This window comes from Paenibacillus sp. MAHUQ-63, assembly GCF_028765165.1.
Classification (GTDB): Bacteria; Bacillota; Bacilli; order Paenibacillales; family NBRC-103111; genus Paenibacillus_E.
This window is the reverse complement of sequence record NZ_JARADB010000008.1, coordinates 52932-70906: the sequence shown is the minus strand read 5'-3', so window position 1 is coordinate 70906 and position 17975 is coordinate 52932. Positions and strand designations below refer to the sequence as shown.

9 protein-coding genes and 1 pseudogene are annotated in these 17975 nt (G+C 51.7%); 2 read left to right on the top strand and 8 right to left on the bottom strand.

The features are described 5' to 3' along the window. Window positions 1-786, bottom strand: a complete 786-nt coding sequence (locus tag PUT07_RS30635) for a sirohydrochlorin chelatase (protein ID WP_274472581.1) — start codon at window positions 784-786, stop codon at window positions 1-3. Between the two features lie 151 nt (window positions 787-937). Next, complete coding sequence (locus tag PUT07_RS30630) at window positions 938-1228, bottom strand: YerC/YecD family TrpR-related protein (RefSeq protein ID WP_079414635.1); 291 nt, start codon at window positions 1226-1228, stop codon at window positions 938-940. Window positions 1229-1465: 237 nt separating this feature from the next. On the opposite strand from PUT07_RS30630, the gene PUT07_RS30625 reads away from it, so the two are divergent. Then, complete coding sequence (locus PUT07_RS30625) at window positions 1466-2116, top strand: aminotransferase (protein ID WP_274472580.1); 651 nt, start codon at window positions 1466-1468, stop codon at window positions 2114-2116. A gap of 54 nt (window positions 2117-2170) precedes the next feature. Here PUT07_RS30625 and PUT07_RS30620 read toward each other — a convergent pair whose 3' ends face one another. After that, the gene (locus PUT07_RS30620; RefSeq protein ID WP_274472682.1) at window positions 2171-7606 is read right to left on the bottom strand and encodes an S-layer homology domain-containing protein; all 5436 of its coding nucleotides are present in this window, start codon (window positions 7604-7606) and stop codon (window positions 2171-2173) included. Between the two features lie 39 nt (window positions 7607-7645). Then, on the bottom strand, window positions 7646-8842 hold the full coding sequence (locus PUT07_RS30615) for a HupE/UreJ family protein (RefSeq protein WP_274472681.1): 1197 nt from the start codon (window positions 8840-8842) through the stop codon (window positions 7646-7648). A 320-nt stretch (window positions 8843-9162) separates the two neighbouring features. Between PUT07_RS30615 and PUT07_RS30610 the strand changes: the two genes are divergently transcribed. After that, window positions 9163-11343, top strand: a complete 2181-nt coding sequence (locus PUT07_RS30610) for a helix-turn-helix transcriptional regulator (RefSeq protein WP_274472579.1) — start codon at window positions 9163-9165, stop codon at window positions 11341-11343. A 528-nt stretch (window positions 11344-11871) separates the two neighbouring features. Here the strand turns inward: PUT07_RS30610 and PUT07_RS35690 are convergent. The 4 genes and pseudogenes from PUT07_RS35690 to PUT07_RS30595 all read right to left on the bottom strand — a co-directional run. Beyond that, window positions 11872-12139: pseudogene (locus tag PUT07_RS35690) on the bottom strand (hypothetical protein); the annotation flags it as partial. 55 nt (window positions 12140-12194) lie between these two features. Continuing rightward, window positions 12195-13580: an ABC transporter substrate-binding protein gene (locus PUT07_RS30605; protein WP_274472578.1), complete on the bottom strand. Its 1386-nt coding sequence runs from the start codon at window positions 13578-13580 to the stop codon at window positions 12195-12197. 91 nt (window positions 13581-13671) lie between these two features. Then, window positions 13672-14400: an AraC family transcriptional regulator gene (locus PUT07_RS30600; RefSeq protein ID WP_274472577.1), complete on the bottom strand. Its 729-nt coding sequence runs from the start codon at window positions 14398-14400 to the stop codon at window positions 13672-13674. Between the two features lie 330 nt (window positions 14401-14730). Beyond that, window positions 14731-17820 (bottom strand): S-layer homology domain-containing protein, encoded by a 3090-nt coding sequence (locus PUT07_RS30595; protein ID WP_274472576.1) that lies wholly within the window; start codon window positions 17818-17820, stop codon window positions 14731-14733. Window positions 17821-17975: the final 155 nt, after the last annotated feature.

The following is a 17975-nucleotide window of genomic DNA, read 5'->3' as shown; positions in this document are numbered from 1 at the left end:
TTATGTCTCATCACCTGTTTGGCCGTCTGGCATCGCGGAAGCGATCTGCTTCCCGATCCATTTGGAAATTAGCGGACTTGGCAGCAGCGCCCGTCCATGGTATCGGTACGAGAATCCCTCCAAACGGGAAGGGACCACGTGATTGGTAAAATAGCCTTCACTTAAAAACAGCGGCGCTACGATCACGGCATGCTCCGGCTTCTTCTCCGCCCACGCCGTCATCTTGCTGGACACCTGATCCGGCAAAAGCATCGCAACATCCGCCTCGGCATAACCGCCAAGCGCTTTCAACCGTCCGGCGAGCTGTTCCAGTCCGTGCAGCCATTTCTCATGGAACCCTGGCTCCACACTGCCGTGGCCGATCAGCATCACAATTTCGTCGCCGGGCGATACGGATAAATCCTTGATTTTACTATATATAATCTCCGCAATCACGGGATCGTCATCAATCGGCGATGTGAAATGAATACGCGCCTTAATATCGAAAGGCTCCATATCCGTTTCCAATTGCGGCTCGGGGATGACGCCCAGGGCATATGAGATTTCATCGATATGTGTACTCCCGGAGGACACGAAGAGCGGAACGACAATGATGTCGGTCACGTCTTGCGCTTCCAGATTGTATATGCCGTCTTGAATCAAACGGCCATCCACCAGCTCCAGGTAAGAGGCATAGATCGGCACGCCTTCCGGCATCGCCACGGCGCTCACGGCCTCGTCGACCAGCTGCACCCAGCCTGCATCCCGGGATCCGTGGCTGATGACCAGGACTCCGTATTTGTTCATGCCATTATTCCCCACCCGTTCTCACCATACTTACAACCCTATGCTAACGAATGTGTTCCCACATGTCAATTGAGCCATTGATAAACAGGAAAAATCCCGCATTACACTTGGTAACGCAGGATCTTGAACGACTATTTTATACGCTTAAAAATTAACGGCCTAAACGATCTAACGTCAGCACATACCCGTCATTGCCATAGTTCAAGCAGCGCTTAACGCGGGAGATGGTTGCGGTAGACGCACCGGTTTCCGCTTCGATCTGGTTGTAGGTGCACCCCTTGCGCAGCATGCGGGCAACCTCCAGGCGCTGGGACAGCGACTGAATTTCGTTCACGGTGCACAGGTCGTCGAAGAAAACGTAGCACTCCTCTATATCTTTAAGGGTCAGAATGGCTTCGAAAAGCTGGTCTATCGCTTTATCGTTTAATTTCTTTAATTGCATAGGGTATCAACTCCTGGTAGAAATGCATGTTAGCTCCTAATTTAGTAAGCTCAAGAGTATCATTCGACATGTCCGGAATAAATCCTGCCTTTAGGATTGCGAAACGTTAAAATTTCTATGCGTTAAAGAGCTGCATTGTGACAAATATCTAGGACCCGTGACATTCGTCCATACCAACGATAGGCAAGTGACATATCCTGTAGGAGACAAATCTGATAAAAAGGATCGTGAATTCCAGTGACTAACTCTAGAATCATCATTGGCAATGGCGGCAGTCATCCTGAGGCTCAAACCAGAAGTATCGCACTACCTCCGCAAGTTGGTGACAATCGCGCATTTGGTTCCTATCCTGGCCTGGGCGGCGGCGCTCCGTTCTCGGATTTCGCGCAAGGCGGGGGTCTCCCTACGCCTTTCGAAGGAGGAGGCGGCGGTTTCTTCGGCGGCCCTCCGGCCGGCGGGGGTGGCGGTTTCTTCGGCGGTGGCGGTAACCCAGGCGGCGGACTCTTCGGCGGCGGCGGTGCCGGTGCTGGAGGCGGCGGCGGCAATTTCCTCAGCAACCTCCTCGGAGGCGGCGGAGCGGCAGCCGGCGGCAGCTCGAACCCGCTCAGCGGTATTAACCTGAAGCAGATCTCCGGCTTCGTGGAGCGGATGGGCGGCATTGACGGCATCCTCGGCACGATGGGCAAGGTGCAGAAGTTCATGTCTACCTTCCAGCAAATGGCCCCCATGGTGAAAACGATATTCGGCTCCATCGGCAAAGGCAAGGTCGCTTCCGACGATTCCATTGAAGTGTTCCGGCCGAAGCGTAAACGCCGGAAGAAATCCGGTACGGCGCGCAGACGCAAAGGCGGTTATAAATCCGGAACTGCCAAGCGCAGACGCAGATAAAAGGAATGACGAAAGGGCTCCCCGTCTATTCAGACGCAGGAGCCCTTCATTATGTTACTTCAAAGCCCGCAAAATCATAGCGGACGCTTCCGCACGAGTCGTCAATCCTTGCGGTCTGAACGTGCCGTCCTCGTAACCGTTCAGGTAGCCTTTCGCCGTCAAAGCGGCAACCGCGCCTTGCGCCCACTCCGAAATCTGCGCCTGATCGGCAAACGAAGTGCCGGCTGTTCCTTTGGCCAGATGTGCGGCACGAACGATGATCTCCGCCATTTGCTCGCGGGTAATCTGGTCATCCGGTCCGAACGTCGTATCGGTATAGCCGGTCACGATGCCCTGCGCTGCAGCCGTAGCGATGACATCCTTCGCCCAGTGGCTGGACGTGTCGGAGAACGACTGGCCGCCCTGCACGCCGAGCCCGAGCACTTTCACGACGATCGAGACGAACTCCGCACGAGTGATGCGGTTGTCCGGCTTGAAGGTGCCGTCCTCATAGCCATTGATAGCGCCCTTACCGATCAATTCCCGAATGCTGCTTTCCGCCCAATGCCCTGTGATATCGGCAAGGTTCGCTGTAACAGGAGGCTTCACATCTTCTTTCGGATTCGCGATGACGGCGAATTTCGTGAAATGTGTAACCGAGCCTGTGACAGTGCCCTTCACTGGATCCACCTTGATGTCATCCAGCAGTACCCACGCTTTGGTTGTCTCATTGAACCAGTACAGGCCGAGCTGCAGCTTGTTCAAGTCCACTTTGTCTTTATCGAATGGCAAGGTGATTTGAATCGCTTTGGTGAATGCGCCGTCTCGATCCTTGGTAAACTCATATACATCGCCAAGGAGCTGTGCCGATGCGTCTACCGGAAGCGAAGCGCTACCCGATAATTTAACGACCTTAATTTTCACATCGCTTGGAAGAGCCCCGCTCGGAATGACGATGGTCGCTCCCTCCAGGGCAGCGGTACCGCCACCGGCAGGAATCGTTGTCTCCGACGGACTTGCCGGTACGCCTCCGCCTACAGAGCCTCCTGCGCCTGAATCCTCCGAATCATCGGAATCATCAGAACCGCCTGCTATCCCCGTCGTAAACTTCCAAATATCCGACTGTCTCGTACCGCCATACGCATCCTCCGCAACAGCGTACCATTGGTAAGTCGCATTCGCAGCAAGGTTCGGCCACGTTACCGCAGCATTCTGACCGCTCTTCACGCTTGCCACGCTGCCAATCGTTTTGTTCGTGTACACGTTCACCCCGATATAATCGGTAGCTACACGTTTCGTCACGGCATCCAGGTTCAGGTCCAAAGTGAACTCATCTTTGATAGGCTCATCATCATAGAAGGTGTAATCGTCCAAATGCGGCGAATAAGTCTTCATGTTGATTTTGCCATTCTTCATATCGAACTGCATCAAACGGATATACCCAAGTCCGCCTTCCGGCGCGCCCTGGTAGTCCGCCAGCATTTGATACACATTGCGGTCCGCCACGCCGTCACCGTTGTCGTCGATCGGATCGACTTTCAGCTCCGCATCGTGATAGTGGCCGGATAGTGCGGCAATGACGTTCTTATTCGGCTTAATGACGCGCTCGAACACTTTCTCCGCCATCGGAGCGCGGTTGTTGGAGACGAGCATGAACTCGTGGAAGTTCAGAATCGCTTTGCGGTTCGGATACTTTTTCAGCACACTGTCGATCCAGTCGATCTCTTTATCCCCGTAACCCCAACCCATGTAAATGACGATGAAGTCATTACCGTTCGAGGAAACCAAATCATAGTGACCGCGGTTGTTATCGTAGGATTCGCCGTATGTCGGCTGATTTTTGAAGCGATCCTCGCCAAACCATTTGTTGTAGTAGCTGTAATCATTGTTTTGATGGCCAACGTCATGGTTACCTGCGAGCACCCCGTAAGGGATTCCAGCCGCTTCCAGCACTTTCATATCCTTGTCGGCTTCGATCCACTGGTACTCTTGATCGGCATTATCGACAATGTCGCCTGTATGAATGACGTATTTAATTTTGTTATCTTCTTTGTGATCGGCGACCCATTTCACTATTTTCTGATAGATGTAAGGATAGCTCTTGGCGTAGTACTGGGTATCAGACATCCACACGAAGGAGAAGTCATAGTCGCTGCTAGGAGCTTGCTCCTGCGTGACCGCAATTTCGTCCTGCACCATCACTTGAATCTTGCCGTTGTTGGCATAATCGCCTGCCGGTACGCTCGCTTTCAGTTCGAAATCTTCGGTGCCTGCGATAACGGTCTTGAGAACGCTCCACTCCAGTTTGCTCGGGCTCCAAGCGTACAAGGACACTTTGCGTCCTTCGAGGGACTTCCCTTTCCAGTCAATTTCCACTTGGTCCGTGCTTTGAACCGCAGGGTCTAACGCAATCTCGAAGCGCTGGTAAGGGAACTGCTCGACTGCATCATCAACGAGGTAGCTGCCGTCGACGCTGCTGATTTTGCCATAATCTTCTGGCGTCAGAGCGGTTTCACCCGCAGGCTTTTCCTGCTTCGGAGGTTCCGTGTCCGCCGCGCCGCGATAGCCGCTGAACGTCCCTTGTGTGCTTGCATCGTATTTGAAGCCTTGATTGAATGTCACTTTCATATCGTCGTTCATTGGATCGCTTACTTTCACGCTTAGAGCAGCGTTCGTATCCACACCGTTCGCGCCTTGACCCGGAGCGACCAGCACCGGCAGATCCGGCGTCTCGTTCGGTACTTCGAAATGAACGGTGACTTCCTTCACATTGCCTACTTTGTCCGTTGCTTTCACGTTGAAAACGTGCGCTCCAGCCGGCAGTTGTGCGGAAGAAGTCGCCATCGGCAGCGTAATCGGCTGCTCATCCAGCTTGGCTTCCACGATGACTACGCCCGCCAATGCATCGGATACGTTCGCATCGAGCGTGAAGCTGCCGCGGTACATGGTGCCTTCTTCGATGGATGGCTGCACAACCGGAGCTGTGTTATCCACCTGTACGTTGGAAGTAACTGCGCCGCCTACGGTATCGCTGATCGTAATTTGATGGTTACCGTCACTTACCGACGTTGTGTTCCAATCGTAAGCCTTGGATGCCAGCTGAGCGGACGGAACGACGAAGTTGAAATCGATCACCGGCGACAGACCGGAGGAATCCCCGATTTTGATCACTTTGTTCGGATCGCTATATTTGGCGTCGTATACGACTGTACCGTCGGCGAACACGAGGCGCACGTTCTTCACTTCGAAATTATCTTTATTCTCTTCGGTCCGGTCGTCGAACGGCGAAGATTTGGAACCCGCCCGAATCTGGAATTCGTTGCCGCCTTCCTTCAGACGGTCCGCTTTGATCGGTACGGACAGCGTTTTGTAGCTGTTAATCGGGTCTTGGAAAATCGAGAGAATCTCCTGCCCCTGCGTAATGCCGTTTTTGAAATAGTAGTTCACGCCCATCACTTCAAAAGCGAAGAACGCGTCATGCTCCACCGCATGATAAGTCGACTGCGTCAGCTCGCTGCCGTCGATGGACAGCTTCAGGCTATCCGGACTGACGCCCTCGCCTGTGCCTTTCAACACCTTCGTTTGGGCGACAACGTCACCGTCTTTCACATTCAGGCGCAGGCTGGAGTGATCCGAACCGCCCTGGATTTGAACCCGCTTCGTCGGGGAGGTCGTCTCATTCGTGCCGTCGGAAGCTGTGAAATAATAGTCCAGATAAGCGCTCCCGATAAGTTCAGGGGAATAAACCGTATAATGGTACAGCGTATCTGCGAAGCTCTCTTTCAGGTATCTCTTGTTATATTGGGATTGCTTCTCCGTTTTATAGTAGAGCGCTACGGTTTTGAGCGATGTTTCGTCGTGAGCTTCCCCGATGATTTCGAGATCGCTCGCTTGATCGATTACGCTCTCTTTGGTCAAGTCCGTCAGCGTAGGCTTCACGGTATCCGGAGTCACCTTGACGGTCTGAGGCGGAACTTGATCCTGCGTCACGGAGCCCGGTGTTGCTGCTGCGGTACCTGAGCTGGCTTTGATCATCGTGGTGCCGGTCGCCGGGAATTTGTACACAATCCCTTTGTTGGCTTTGGAATCGCCGTTCACATAGTAAGAGGCGGACAACTCAATGCCTGTATTCGTAGCGATAAGGAGACCGCGGTTGGAGCCGTTCGCCATCCCGTCGCTGTGAATGCGCACGATGTCGGTGCCTTCTACGAGATTCGTTCCGTAGTTGGCGTTGAAATCGGCTACCGTCGAGTTCCCGTTCTGATTGTTGATGATCCAAAAGACGAGCGTCCCCTTCGATGGAATGAGCATGTCCTCTTTGTCCGCAGGCCATGGAACGTCTGCATCCGGCCCGGAGTCCGTATAGCGGTAGACGACTTTGTAGTCTTTGAAATTAATCGTTTGATCCGTGTTGTTGTACACTTCAACGAACTCGTAGCCGTCCGCCGAGCCCACGTTCGTGGAATCCGGCACAATCTCCGTCACCATAAGCGGCGGAACTTTGGAATAGTCGGACTGGTCCATCGCGACCGCAACGCCGTATACGCTCGATCTGACCGTGCTGAAGCCGTCATCCGCTTGAATGTAATATTTCATCTGGCTTTCCGTCAGTTTCGCTCTCGGAATGACCGCTTGGTACTGGTTGCTTCCTGTAACGGTCATTGGAACGGAGTCATAGCCGGTCTGCGAAGCCATTTGATAATAAACTGCAGCTGCTACGGTTTCGCCCTGCTCGGCATTGGCCACCTGCGCTTGAAGCACCAGATCGTTCTTCTGATCCGCTTGCGTAACCGGTGTATGCGCGATGGCCGGAGCTTGCGAGAACACCCGTGGAACGGACGGAACCTGCGTAGGATCAATAACCCCCGGGGTCGCCTTCGCCGGGTTGGTATCTTCTCCGGAGCCGTACATCACCATATTTTTCGAACCGTTGGTCGGATAGCGGTAGAATATCCCTTTGTCCGGCAGCGTTTGATTATCGTTCTGGTAGCTGGCAATGGAAATGTCGCTGCCCGTCTTTTCCTGAATAACCAAGTCCCTTGGAGAGCTGTTGTGCATCCCGCCGCCGCCTTCCACGCGGTACAGGTTGACGTTCATCTGCAGGTTCGTTTGGAAATTGGTATTAAAATCGGCAGCCGTCAAGCCTTTGTTCTTCGCATTCATGACCCACAGCACGATGGATGATTGCGCGGGAATCGGCATACTGCCGCCTGGATTCGTGTTTTGATACGGCGCCCAGACGGTATCCGCACCGGAGAACCGATAGACTAGATTGTACTGGTTAAAATCCAGCGTTTGATTCGAATTATTATAAACTTCAATAAATTCGTAGGCATCGGCACTGTCGAAATTCGCCGTATCCGGCACGAGCTCCGTAATGAGCAGCTTAGGCACTTGGGCATTATCTACGGCTTGTACGACGACCCCATCAGCGGAAGCCATCGGCGCTAACATGCTGAACATCATCCCGGCCACCGTCACGCCGGATACCCATCGTTTGAAACTCTTCATAACCAACTTGATAACGTCCCCTCATCATAAAAGTTTGTATTAACTAATCATGCGTTCAATCAACCAATAAAGTCCGAATACACCGATTAGACCGGAAGCATATTGGTTCCATTTGATCTGCCATGGCAGGCGCCGAATCCACAGAAGGACTGGAATCACAATCGCCACGACGACCAGCTGACCGATCTCTACGCCTAGGTTGAAGGAGAATAATGGCAATGCCATCTCACCTGAGAGCGTTCCCCGCAGCACTTCGGCGAAGCCGAAGCCATGCACGAGGCCGAACAGCAGGGTTACAACTTCCCGTGCGCTCTCCCGCTTCTTCCAGATGTTCTCTACAGCAATGTAGACAATGCTCAGCGCAATTAACGGCTCGACGATTCGCGGCGACAAATAAGCAATCTCCAGCGATGATAGAACGAGCGTGATGCAGTGGCCGATGGTGAAGGCTGTGATCAGCCGGACGATTTTCCATGGCCGCTGTTCAGCGGCTAGCAGCAGTCCGAACAGGAACAGCAGGTGATCGAGTCCCGACCAGATGTGCTCCATCCCCATGACGACGTAGGTCTTAAGTGTGGCCAGCCATGAAGCGCCGGCGGTCCCTTGCGCCGTTGACACAGCTGCGATTCCTGCCGTCTTGAAGCCGGAAGGCTCGGCTGGTTTCCCGGCCGGCTTCGAGGCTGCCCCCGGTCCCGGGCCCTGCACCTGTACGATGTAATTCTGGCTGCCAAGCACCTGCTGGATCGTCTGGCCGCCGACCTGAATCGTCGCATAATTGCTGTGATTCGGGTCAATGCCGCTGTACCAGAAGAAGTTGTACTGCATCAGGTACTGTTTCACAGGAGCTGCGAACTTGTAGCGAATATCGATGCCGACCATCTCCATCGTGGCGCGTTTCTCGTGCTTTACGCCGATAATCTCGCCGTTGCCGATTTTGCCGTCCCCCGTCACAACCAAACCGTCGCTGACCAGAGCGGCGATGGCTTTCATAGAGGAAGCCAATTGTTTATCGCTGAGCTTGTCGCCCCCGTCCGGCTTGTCCGGGAATATATGAACGAAGTCGCTCTCCAAGATCCACAAGTGGTACTCAATCGTATCCGAGCCTACCTGAATATCGGAATACCCGGTCGAGGAGAAATGCGCCGATGCCGCACCCGCTAGACTGATGCATGCGATCACGGCCATCACCAACGCAGCGAAGCTTCTTCTCACGATTAACAACGTACTCTTCTGCATGTGTTTCACTTCGTCCTAATCCCCTCTTGATTCAGCTGCGTGCTGCCCATTGGCCATCCTGTTACTTCTCTCCTTCCCATGAGCTGCGTTCGACACATGCCCATCATATGCGGTGCCGGCCGCCTTGCCTATACACACGATTTTGGATCCTTCTCGATTGTTTCGATTGGTTTTTAAAGCTTTTATGAACCCCTCAATCGGGAAAATAGCAAAGCTTCCAAAAAAAAGCCCATACCTTTAACATAGAGAATGGACTACAATAAAACGTATATAGATCGCCGGAAACACAAAGCGGAACTATCAAAGGGAGCCTGCGACTAATGAACTTTTTTGCCATGAAAGGGCCGTTATTTCGAAGAAATGTGCTGGCCAGCTTCATCCTGCTGATTCTTATCTTCGCTTCCTTCAGCCTGTTGATCTTCTGGATGCTGAAGAGCCACCTCCGCAGCGAGATGATCGAACAGAATCGTCTCACTCTGCAGAAGGTGGCTGAGCGTTATCAATTTCAGCTGGATAAAGTCAGAGAAGCTCTCTTCAAACAATTTACCGACAAAGATGTCATCACGCTGAACAATCAAGTCAACGTGCAGAAGGATCCGAATTCCCTGCCCACCCGTCCTGTCGTACTGGACATCCAGAGCCTTGTCGGGGATTCGGACCTGTATGTGGATAATATGATCCTGCTGTTTCACTCCACGAATCTGGCCGTCAATAAGTTCGGGCTTAGTACGAATGAAGAGCTGCTTGCCGGCCAATATGCGAGTTCAACATACCCGCTCTCCTACTGGCAGCAGCAATTTCAACGTGCGGACAATTACGTGCTTCACCCGGCGGCAGCCTTCGGGACGCCATCCCAAAACTCCCCTGCCGCCCGAACGTTGATTCCCTACTCGATCAAACCGCCGCTGGCAGATGATTTGCTGATCGCGATGATCGACGCCGACCGTCTGCGGGACGCGATTCTCAAGGATACGCCGAATCTGGACTTATCTATCCTTGGGCCAGGACAAGCGCTCATTTATCAGAGCAATCCCCGCGCATCAGCGATTCCCGCCCCTTTCTTGGCTCCGCCGGCGGATAGGGATGAAGAACGCGAATACGTCATGGAGAACGGCGTGTATTATGTCGATTATCGCAATGAGGGCGGCATCCATTACATCATGCGGGTAACGAGCCCTGATTTCGCCGCCAAGGTCCTTCGCTTGGACAATCTCATGATCATCCTGCTCGGCATCTCGATCGTCATCGCTTTGGCGGTTTCGATTGTTCTCAGCAAGCGAATCCACAGACCCGTGCGCCGGCTGCTTGAAGAACAGGTGGAGATCCAGCAGGAGCTGAAAGAGCAGCAGTCCGAGCTGACGACGTACCATTTCATGAATAAGCTCAAAAATATTAACCATGAGGCGAGCGAATGGCCGCATATCGAAGGCACGGAGGAAGCTTACACCATCGTTCTCTACGAGCTTCGTTTCCGCCCGGCCGCTTTCGTCGACGTGCCTATGAGCAAGGAACACATCTCGCTGTCGATCGGGACGCAGATCAAGCAGCTAACGGACGAGCGCTTCCCTGACTCCCATTCGTTCCAGATGGAGCATCATCAATTCCTGTCCGTCTTCCCCGGCCATAATCGCGACCGCATTCTCGCCCTGCTGGAGGAACTGAAGCCGCTGCTGGACCGCGACCGGCGCTACGCTTTGGTCACGGCCGCCGTCAGCTCGAACTTCGAGCATTCCATCCAGTTCGGCTACGCATACCGGCAGGTCCGGGAGATGGCGATGCAGGCCAGGCTTTTGGATGAAACGCAAACGATCGCCGAGATTCGCTCCGATCGCGCGTCGTACATCCTGACGCTAACCCAGGAGCAGGAGCTGACCGCAGCGCTGAAAGCCGGGAAAGAGCAAGAAACGCTGCTCTTAGTGGATTCTTGGCTGCGCGAGCTGTATGACGAGGAGGCTTCTGTCGATACGTTCAAGCATTTGGCGCTAGCCGTCACCGACAAGGCCAGAATGGTGCTCGAACATTACCAAGTTCACAGCGACTCCGCCTGGCAGCTGAAGCCCCTCCAGCTTCAACTTGAGGCATGCTGTACCTTGGAGGAGTACCGCCTGACGTTCCATGCCTACTTCCATGCCGTCTCGCAGATTATCCGGGAGAAGAAAGAGGCCAGCGACCCGATCATCGACCGTGTGCTCAGCATCATCCAGGAGCAATATGCCGAGGACCTGTCCCTCGATGTACTGGCGGACCGGTTGAATTTGAGCGCCTCCTACCTCTCTACGTACATCAAGGAGAAAACAGGCGCCAATTTCATGGAACATCTGCACGACCGGCGCGTGAGCAATGCCCAAGAGCTGCTGCGCGCCACCGACCTCAACATACAAGAGATCGGCCTGCAGGTCGGCTACCGCAACATCTCCTCCTTCAACCGGATGTTCAAGAACCGGACCGGCACGTCGCCGGGGGAATATCGGAGAGCCAGGTTAACGAACAAGTCGTCTTGATGGCCCTATGGCCCTCACTATCAGCTGAGTCATTTTAACGGACACAGCGAGGCTGTCAACGTGAACGGACACATGCAGAGTATGCATGTGATTTTTCGAATACATGTACACCATTAGGGCTCAAATTAAGGACTCACGGGACCTTATTCGGATACCCGACAAGCCAATAACACCTCGGAGATCGTCTGGCATCAGCAAGCCACATACAAGAAAGCTCGGCTCCTCCTAGAGAGCCAAGCCTCTACCGAGAGTCTCGCCCATTGCGGGAATTTCTCCTGTTACATGCAGCCTGGCTGATCCTCGAATGCTGAATAACAGGAATTCCTCCCGTTATTCAGCCCGTATTTGCAGCCTTTACGCGAAATGGGGATGAATTAACGGGAGAAATTCCCTTTATTCGTACAACTGGGCTAATTTTCTCGCGAATAACGGGAGAAATTCCAGTTACGCCCTGCGGGCAGAATAAGCAAGCTCGGCTCCTTCAACGAAAGAGCCCGCCCCGCCGCAGTTTAAGAAAAAACGTCAGGGAATTTTTCTATGCAGCAAAAAAACATTCCACAGCCCTTCGTCGATCGTAAATACCACATGTCGATGATTCACCTGGAATACATCCTCTGTAAGTAATCGGCTCCATTCTTCCGTTTCGGGGATCTCCGCAGCCACGAAATGTCTGTACTTCTTTCACTATATGCTTTTCTACAAAGGCATCCCAGTATCGATGCTCATCGAAAAATATTGGCTTCAGTAAGTTCGAGTCGGGGTAAGTTTCGCTCCCCCCAAACCCAAAACCAACCATATAAATTCTTATATCTCAAAAAAACGAAAGCCGGCACACTGCCGGCTTTCGTCTCTTAATGAAGCGTCTTATTGTACTCCGCTATTTTGGCGTTGACGGCAGCCGCCGCTCCGTCAAGAGCCGCCTGCGGCGATTGCAAGCCGCTGAGCGCCTGATCGATGGCATGCTCCGTGAGCTTGCGCGCATCCGGATAGACGCCAAGCACGCCGCCCTGTGCGGCCTGGTTGGACTTGGCGGCGTTATGCTGCTCTATGGCCGTCTTGAACTGAGGATACTTGGCCATGTTCTCCTTCACGGACGGCAGCTCATAGGCCGCTTCCGCAATAGGGAAATAGCCCGTATTGATATGGAAAACCGCCTGCTGCTCCGGCTCAGTCAAATATTTCATGAACGTCCAGGCCGCCTGCTGTTGGGCTTCGGGCTTGTTGTTCATGATCCAGTTGCTCGCCCCGCCGACACCGACGCCTACGCCGTCTTTGACTTCCGCTTGCGGGAAGAAGCCGGTCCCGACCTCGAATTTACCGTCCACCGTCTCCAGAATATCGCGCAGCGCTGCCGTCGTATCGAAGATCATAGCGACTCTGCCCTCAGCAAAAGCTTTCTTCGAATCATCGCTCTTCCCTGCAGCATAGAAGGCGACCTTCTTATCTACGAGCCCCTTCCACCAAGCAAGCGCCTTAACACCTGCTTCTCCGTTCATCTGCCACTGCGTGGCCAGCCCGTCCCGGCCATTGCCTTGATTCACCAGCTCGGCACCTTGATTGGCGAGGAACTGCTCCATATACCAGCTGTGATTGCCAAAATAGGCGCCCCATACGCCGTTCTTCGTCAGCTTCTGGGCAGCCTGCGCAACATCCTCATACAGCACGGGCGGCTTCTCGGGATTGAGCCCTGCTGCAGCGAACATCTCTTTGTTATAGTATAGAAGCGGATTGGACGCATTGAACGGCATGGAATACAGCGTATCGCCGACCGTGTAATAGTCCATGATCGCATCATCCAGCTGCCCAATCGCATACTTCTCCAGATCCATGAAATGCTGAATCGGCGTTATCGCCTGCGAGTCGATCATGAACCTTGTGCCGATATCGTAGACTTGAACCATCGTAGGTCCGATGGTCGAACCGATGGAGGCCTTCAGCTTCGTCAAGGTATCATAATAGGAGCCCTGATAGACAGCCTCCACCTGGATATCCTTATGAGTGGCATTAAAGCCGTTCACCAGCTTGTCCACCACTTTGCCGTTATCGCCGCTCATCGAGTGCCACCACAGAACTTTTTGAACCTCCTGCACGGGCGAATCCTGTCCGTCTCCGGGCTCCGAGCCCCGAACGACGGCTTGTTTGCCCCATATCGAATAGGAGATGCCTACCAGACTGAAGAGCACAATAATAAATAAAAGATACACCGGTATCGAAATTGTACGTTGGAACGGTTTCATGTTATCCCTCCTATGCCTAATCATCATAGGAGTCATATGTTATTGCACTATTAATGCCGTGTAAATGGATTGTAAATTATCCGCTAGAGCCTCAGGAGGAAGAGCGGTCGAGCTTCCTTGAGATACTCCTGCGGAACTCACCGGGTGAAACCCCGTACAATTTGTGGAACAATCGGTAAAAGGATCTTGACTCCATACCAACATTCTCAGCAACCTGTTCAACCGTCATTTCTCCAGCTTCAAGTAAATAAGCCGCCTGTTCCAATTGTACTTTTAAAATATATTGATAAACGGAAAACCCTAATTCATTCTTGAATAATCGATTCAAATGCTGCGATGTGTAGCCGAACATGCGCGACAACTCTTTCAAAGTAGGCTTGCTGGCGTAATGAATAAAAATATAATTTACAAGCTTCTCAATGGTTATTTGGGGATTGCTTACGCTTCTGTGTATACCTGCCGTTTGAAATTTAGCCTCCGCCAATACCGAATAGATGATTTCCGACGTTTGTAATGTCCTGCTTCTGGGGTCGCCTTCAGATCTGCATAGCACATCAATCAACGTTAATAGTCGATTAGGCGAGTTAATCATCGTCAGTTTGTTCAATTTTAAGCGAAATTGCATAAGGAGCGCCAGGTTGCATCCGAATCGTACCGCAGCAATTTCCCACATTTCATCCAGAGGTCGATACTCATAATTGGTTTGAGGCGTGACAATAAGCATCTGATTAGCCTGAATCATACATTCCGGTTCATTGTTAATGCGAATCTTTCCTCTCCCTCGTATACAAACAATGATTTCGCAATGATCCCCTCCCACGTGATATCGCCATGTCGGGTTGAGAACATAGCCTGCCGAGCTCAGGCGGAATGGAAGAGACAGATGCGGATAGCCTAACTCTGAATAAAAATCTTGTGAGAAGAATGGAATGACCCCCCTTATGTAAATACCGCTTTGAAGCTTGCACCCAATCGATGATGTGTCTACCTTTCGTTTAACGAAAGCATAGCATTTTAAACGAACTGATATGGATTCATTTTTATGCAATTATTTCAATTTTTTTCGATTTTCTGAACTTTTTGACCAAATAGATACAGCATGTCTTCTCCGAGACATGCTGTACGCTATTTCTAATTCAATACCATAACATTAATTACTTACGACTACCCTGGTGCTTGTTGTTTTGCCGTTAGGCGCAACTGCTGTCAGCGTAAAGCTTCCGCCAGTGATGCCTGAATTGTAAGCAACATTGACCAGATTATCTACACCTTCCGAGCTCGCTGAGAGACTCACTGTCAATCCTTGTGAAACATCGTTAATTGTATAGATCACAGGAACTATTTCCTTATATATCGCGATATTCTCGTTTTTGAATTCATCGCCGTACTGATCTTTCACAGCCACATCGCCCATAAGTCTCCAAGCGAGTGCGCCGTCGGCACCTTGCGTTTTAACTGTAATACCGTCGGTGTCGATGACCGTTGATCTTGGGAACGTCTTGCTCGCACTGCTTGTAATCGATTGAATGGCGATAGGATCGCTCTTCACCGTTACGGAGGTTGCCAAGATCTTCGACTCTCCTAAGGCATTCGTATATACCACTGTAATATTTGCTTTGCCGGCTTTATTGCCCAGCACATAGGCTTTGCCTGCCGCCACACTCGTACGAGCTACGCTGTTGCTGTCGGACACCGCGGAAGTGATCGTATTGAGAACCTTCACCTCGGCCGCCGATTCATCCTTAGCTGAAAGCGCCAGCTCCGCGGCGAATTTATTCGATGAGCCGATCACTTGAGCTGCAGCAATATTTTTGACGGTGCTATCGTCCAACGCTCCGAACAACTCCCTCGGGCTGTTTAAGCTATAGGTTAATTGGACTTGAGCAGGATCGATGACAGTGAATTTCTTCGTCACCGAAACGACAGCGTCATTGATCACATTTCCGGCAGCGCCTCCCGTGAACTCTCTTTTGCGGAGGTTGAACTTCACGGATAAGGAAGAATTCCTCGCTGAAGCCGTCGGCGTAAATTTAAACTCCTTGTCGCTGAATTGCCCGATCGTCAGCACCTGAGATCCGGAAGCAAGCGTCAAATCGCCCGAGTAGGTACCGGCATAATCCGATGAAGGCGTAACCGTCGCATACACATCGTAGGTAACCGCTCGGCCATTGTCCACGAGCTCGATCATACTTCCCGATTGATTCGTAGCAAGCCCGGTGATTGTATCTCCGTATTGGTCGATCAATTGAAATTTCCCGTTAACGGTGGCTGTGTCTACCACTTTCTCAGCAACATTGGTTGCAGATTTGAAGCTAACGGGATAGCGGGCCGCAACGAGCGGGATATTGATTTGCGATTGGCTGTTGACACCGACTCCGAACATCGCAATAAACACATTAGCGTTGCCTTTCCCTTCCACTTTCTTCACATACAATTTCCCTTTATTCGGTCCTTCCGTTACAATGAGCCCTTTGGTATCCAGCATTGTTGCCGGCACGTCCGTAGAAGGGCCGGTTATCAAGTTATTGGAGAGCGAGATGGTGAACCTGCCGTCCTTCGCATTCTGTGCAATATCATCCGCCGTTAGAACGGCGCCCTCTGCATCATACGCCGTAATTTGGATGTATTTATTGCTGTCTCCATAAGCCCATGTATCGCTCGGTGAAGCTAATTCCACCTTATGTGCTACTGCCGTTGATTTGAGAGCTATTTTGGCCGTAGCTGTCGACCCTCCACCATATACGGATAGGGTATATTCCCCGTTTGTTTCAATTTTTGAAGTTACTTTAACAACTACATCATCCATACCGTCGCCATTCTCGTCCGTGATTTGCGCATTCAACTTCTGTTCATAAGGCGTGAGCGAAACCGTTGGGGGAATTAGCGCATCGGAGTCTTTGGTAATGACAGTGCCGTACTGATCGTATTGCGTTAGGGAAGCAACCGCCGTTTCGCCGCTCGCGGATAATGCTGTTTTCCCGCTCTTGTATGTGAAAGCGCCTAGCTCAACCTTGGTCAGGATCGGACGGTCGCCTATCTTAAAGCTCTTGTTCACCGTCATGTGCTGTTCATTATCATAGATGCTTACAGTCACCTGACTGTTATTCGAGATTAATGCCGAATCACTCGTATTTAATTGAACGAATAATTTCCCATCCTCTGTTTTCAACAACGTCGGTGCTTGGGTTGTAGATGCGATAACCGTATAGTTCCCTGCTTGGAAAGTGGCTGTCTCGCCAAATTGATTCGTTGGTTTCACTTCGACGCGAACTTTCGGAGACTTCGCAATCGTGTCGCTCGCGCTCACGAACTCAATCTTGGTTAATTTCTCAACTTGTCCTTTAAAAGATCCTTTGGCTTGATCTACGGCTTCGGCGTCCAATCCGCCTAAGGTAACGGAATAGTCGCCATCGATAATCTTCACATCCGTGAGCGTCAAAGTTGCAGAGCGCTTATCCTCCGACCATTTTACCGTTGTGGCAATGCTCGTGGTCCCTCTCATTAAAGCTAAAGTTGCTTTCGCGGTATCTATGTCACGGTCGAAAACGACGGATACCGTTTTGGCACCGGCTTGTTTAACTTCTTTCACAGAAGCTTTGGCAGGTTTATTCGCATTGGCGAATACCTGATCTGCGAGATAGGAGCCGTTAACAAGATCGGTTCGAGTCGCGTTCCTGGCACCGTCCGTGCCAAGATCCACCCCGTTTGCCTTCGCAACGTCCAGATAGCCGTTATACCAAGGACTTGTCGACTTTACCTCGGAAGCTTTGCCCAGACCTTTCACGAACAAAGCGGCCAATTGGCCTATTGTCACTTCATCCTTCGGGCTATAGGTCGTATCGTCTATACCGTCGATAATCCCTTTGGATTTAGCCGCTTCGATGAAAGGAATCGCCCAGCTAATCGACTCATCGCTCTTATCGACATCGGCGAAGCTCGAGAAAGCCTTTTCATCAAATGGTAAAGCAAAAATCTTGGCTACGAGTTTGGCGGCTTCCGCCCGAGTCATACTTCCCGTAATGTCAAAGTTTTCGCCTTTCCCCTCCATGTAGCCCTGCTTGAGCAAGACGTCGATTCTCACTCTCAGATCGGCATCTATATTCGCCAGATCTTTGTAATCGGCAGTCGTTTTCACCACCGCTGTCGGTGTAGCATTCTGTGGATCTGCGGCTATCGCGGCAGTTGAAAACAGGGACCATGCTAGCACGACTGAAGTAATAGCTGTTAATCTCCTCTTCATAAACGTGTTCGTTCCTCCCCCATAATGGTTACAACGTCGATATCAAATAAGCGATATTTCGACTGAATACAACAAGTTTATCGAAATATGGGGGTTTACGTTATGTATAGAGTGAGCATAAAAGTGGTGATTATGAAGATGAAATCTTCATTTTA

Bases quoted from the DNA above. Each gene is read 5' to 3' on its own strand.
- PUT07_RS30635 (WP_274472581.1), bottom strand. From the start codon at position 786: ATGAACAAATACGGAGTCCTGGTCATCAGCCACGGATCCCGGGATGCA.
- PUT07_RS30630 (WP_079414635.1), bottom strand. From the start codon at position 1,228: ATGCAATTAAAGAAATTAAACGATAAAGCGATAGACCAGCTTTTCGAA.
- PUT07_RS30620 (WP_274472682.1), bottom strand. From the start codon at position 7,606: ATGAAGAGTTTCAAACGATGGGTATCCGGCGTGACGGTGGCCGGGATG.
- PUT07_RS30615 (WP_274472681.1), bottom strand. From the start codon at position 8,842: ATGCAGAAGAGTACGTTGTTAATCGTGAGAAGAAGCTTCGCTGCGTTG.
- PUT07_RS30610 (WP_274472579.1), top strand. From the start codon at position 9,163: ATGAACTTTTTTGCCATGAAAGGGCCGTTATTTCGAAGAAATGTGCTG.
- PUT07_RS30605 (WP_274472578.1), bottom strand. From the start codon at position 13,580: ATGAAACCGTTCCAACGTACAATTTCGATACCGGTGTATCTTTTATTT.
- PUT07_RS30595 (WP_274472576.1), bottom strand. From the start codon at position 17,820: ATGAAGAGGAGATTAACAGCTATTACTTCAGTCGTGCTAGCATGGTCC.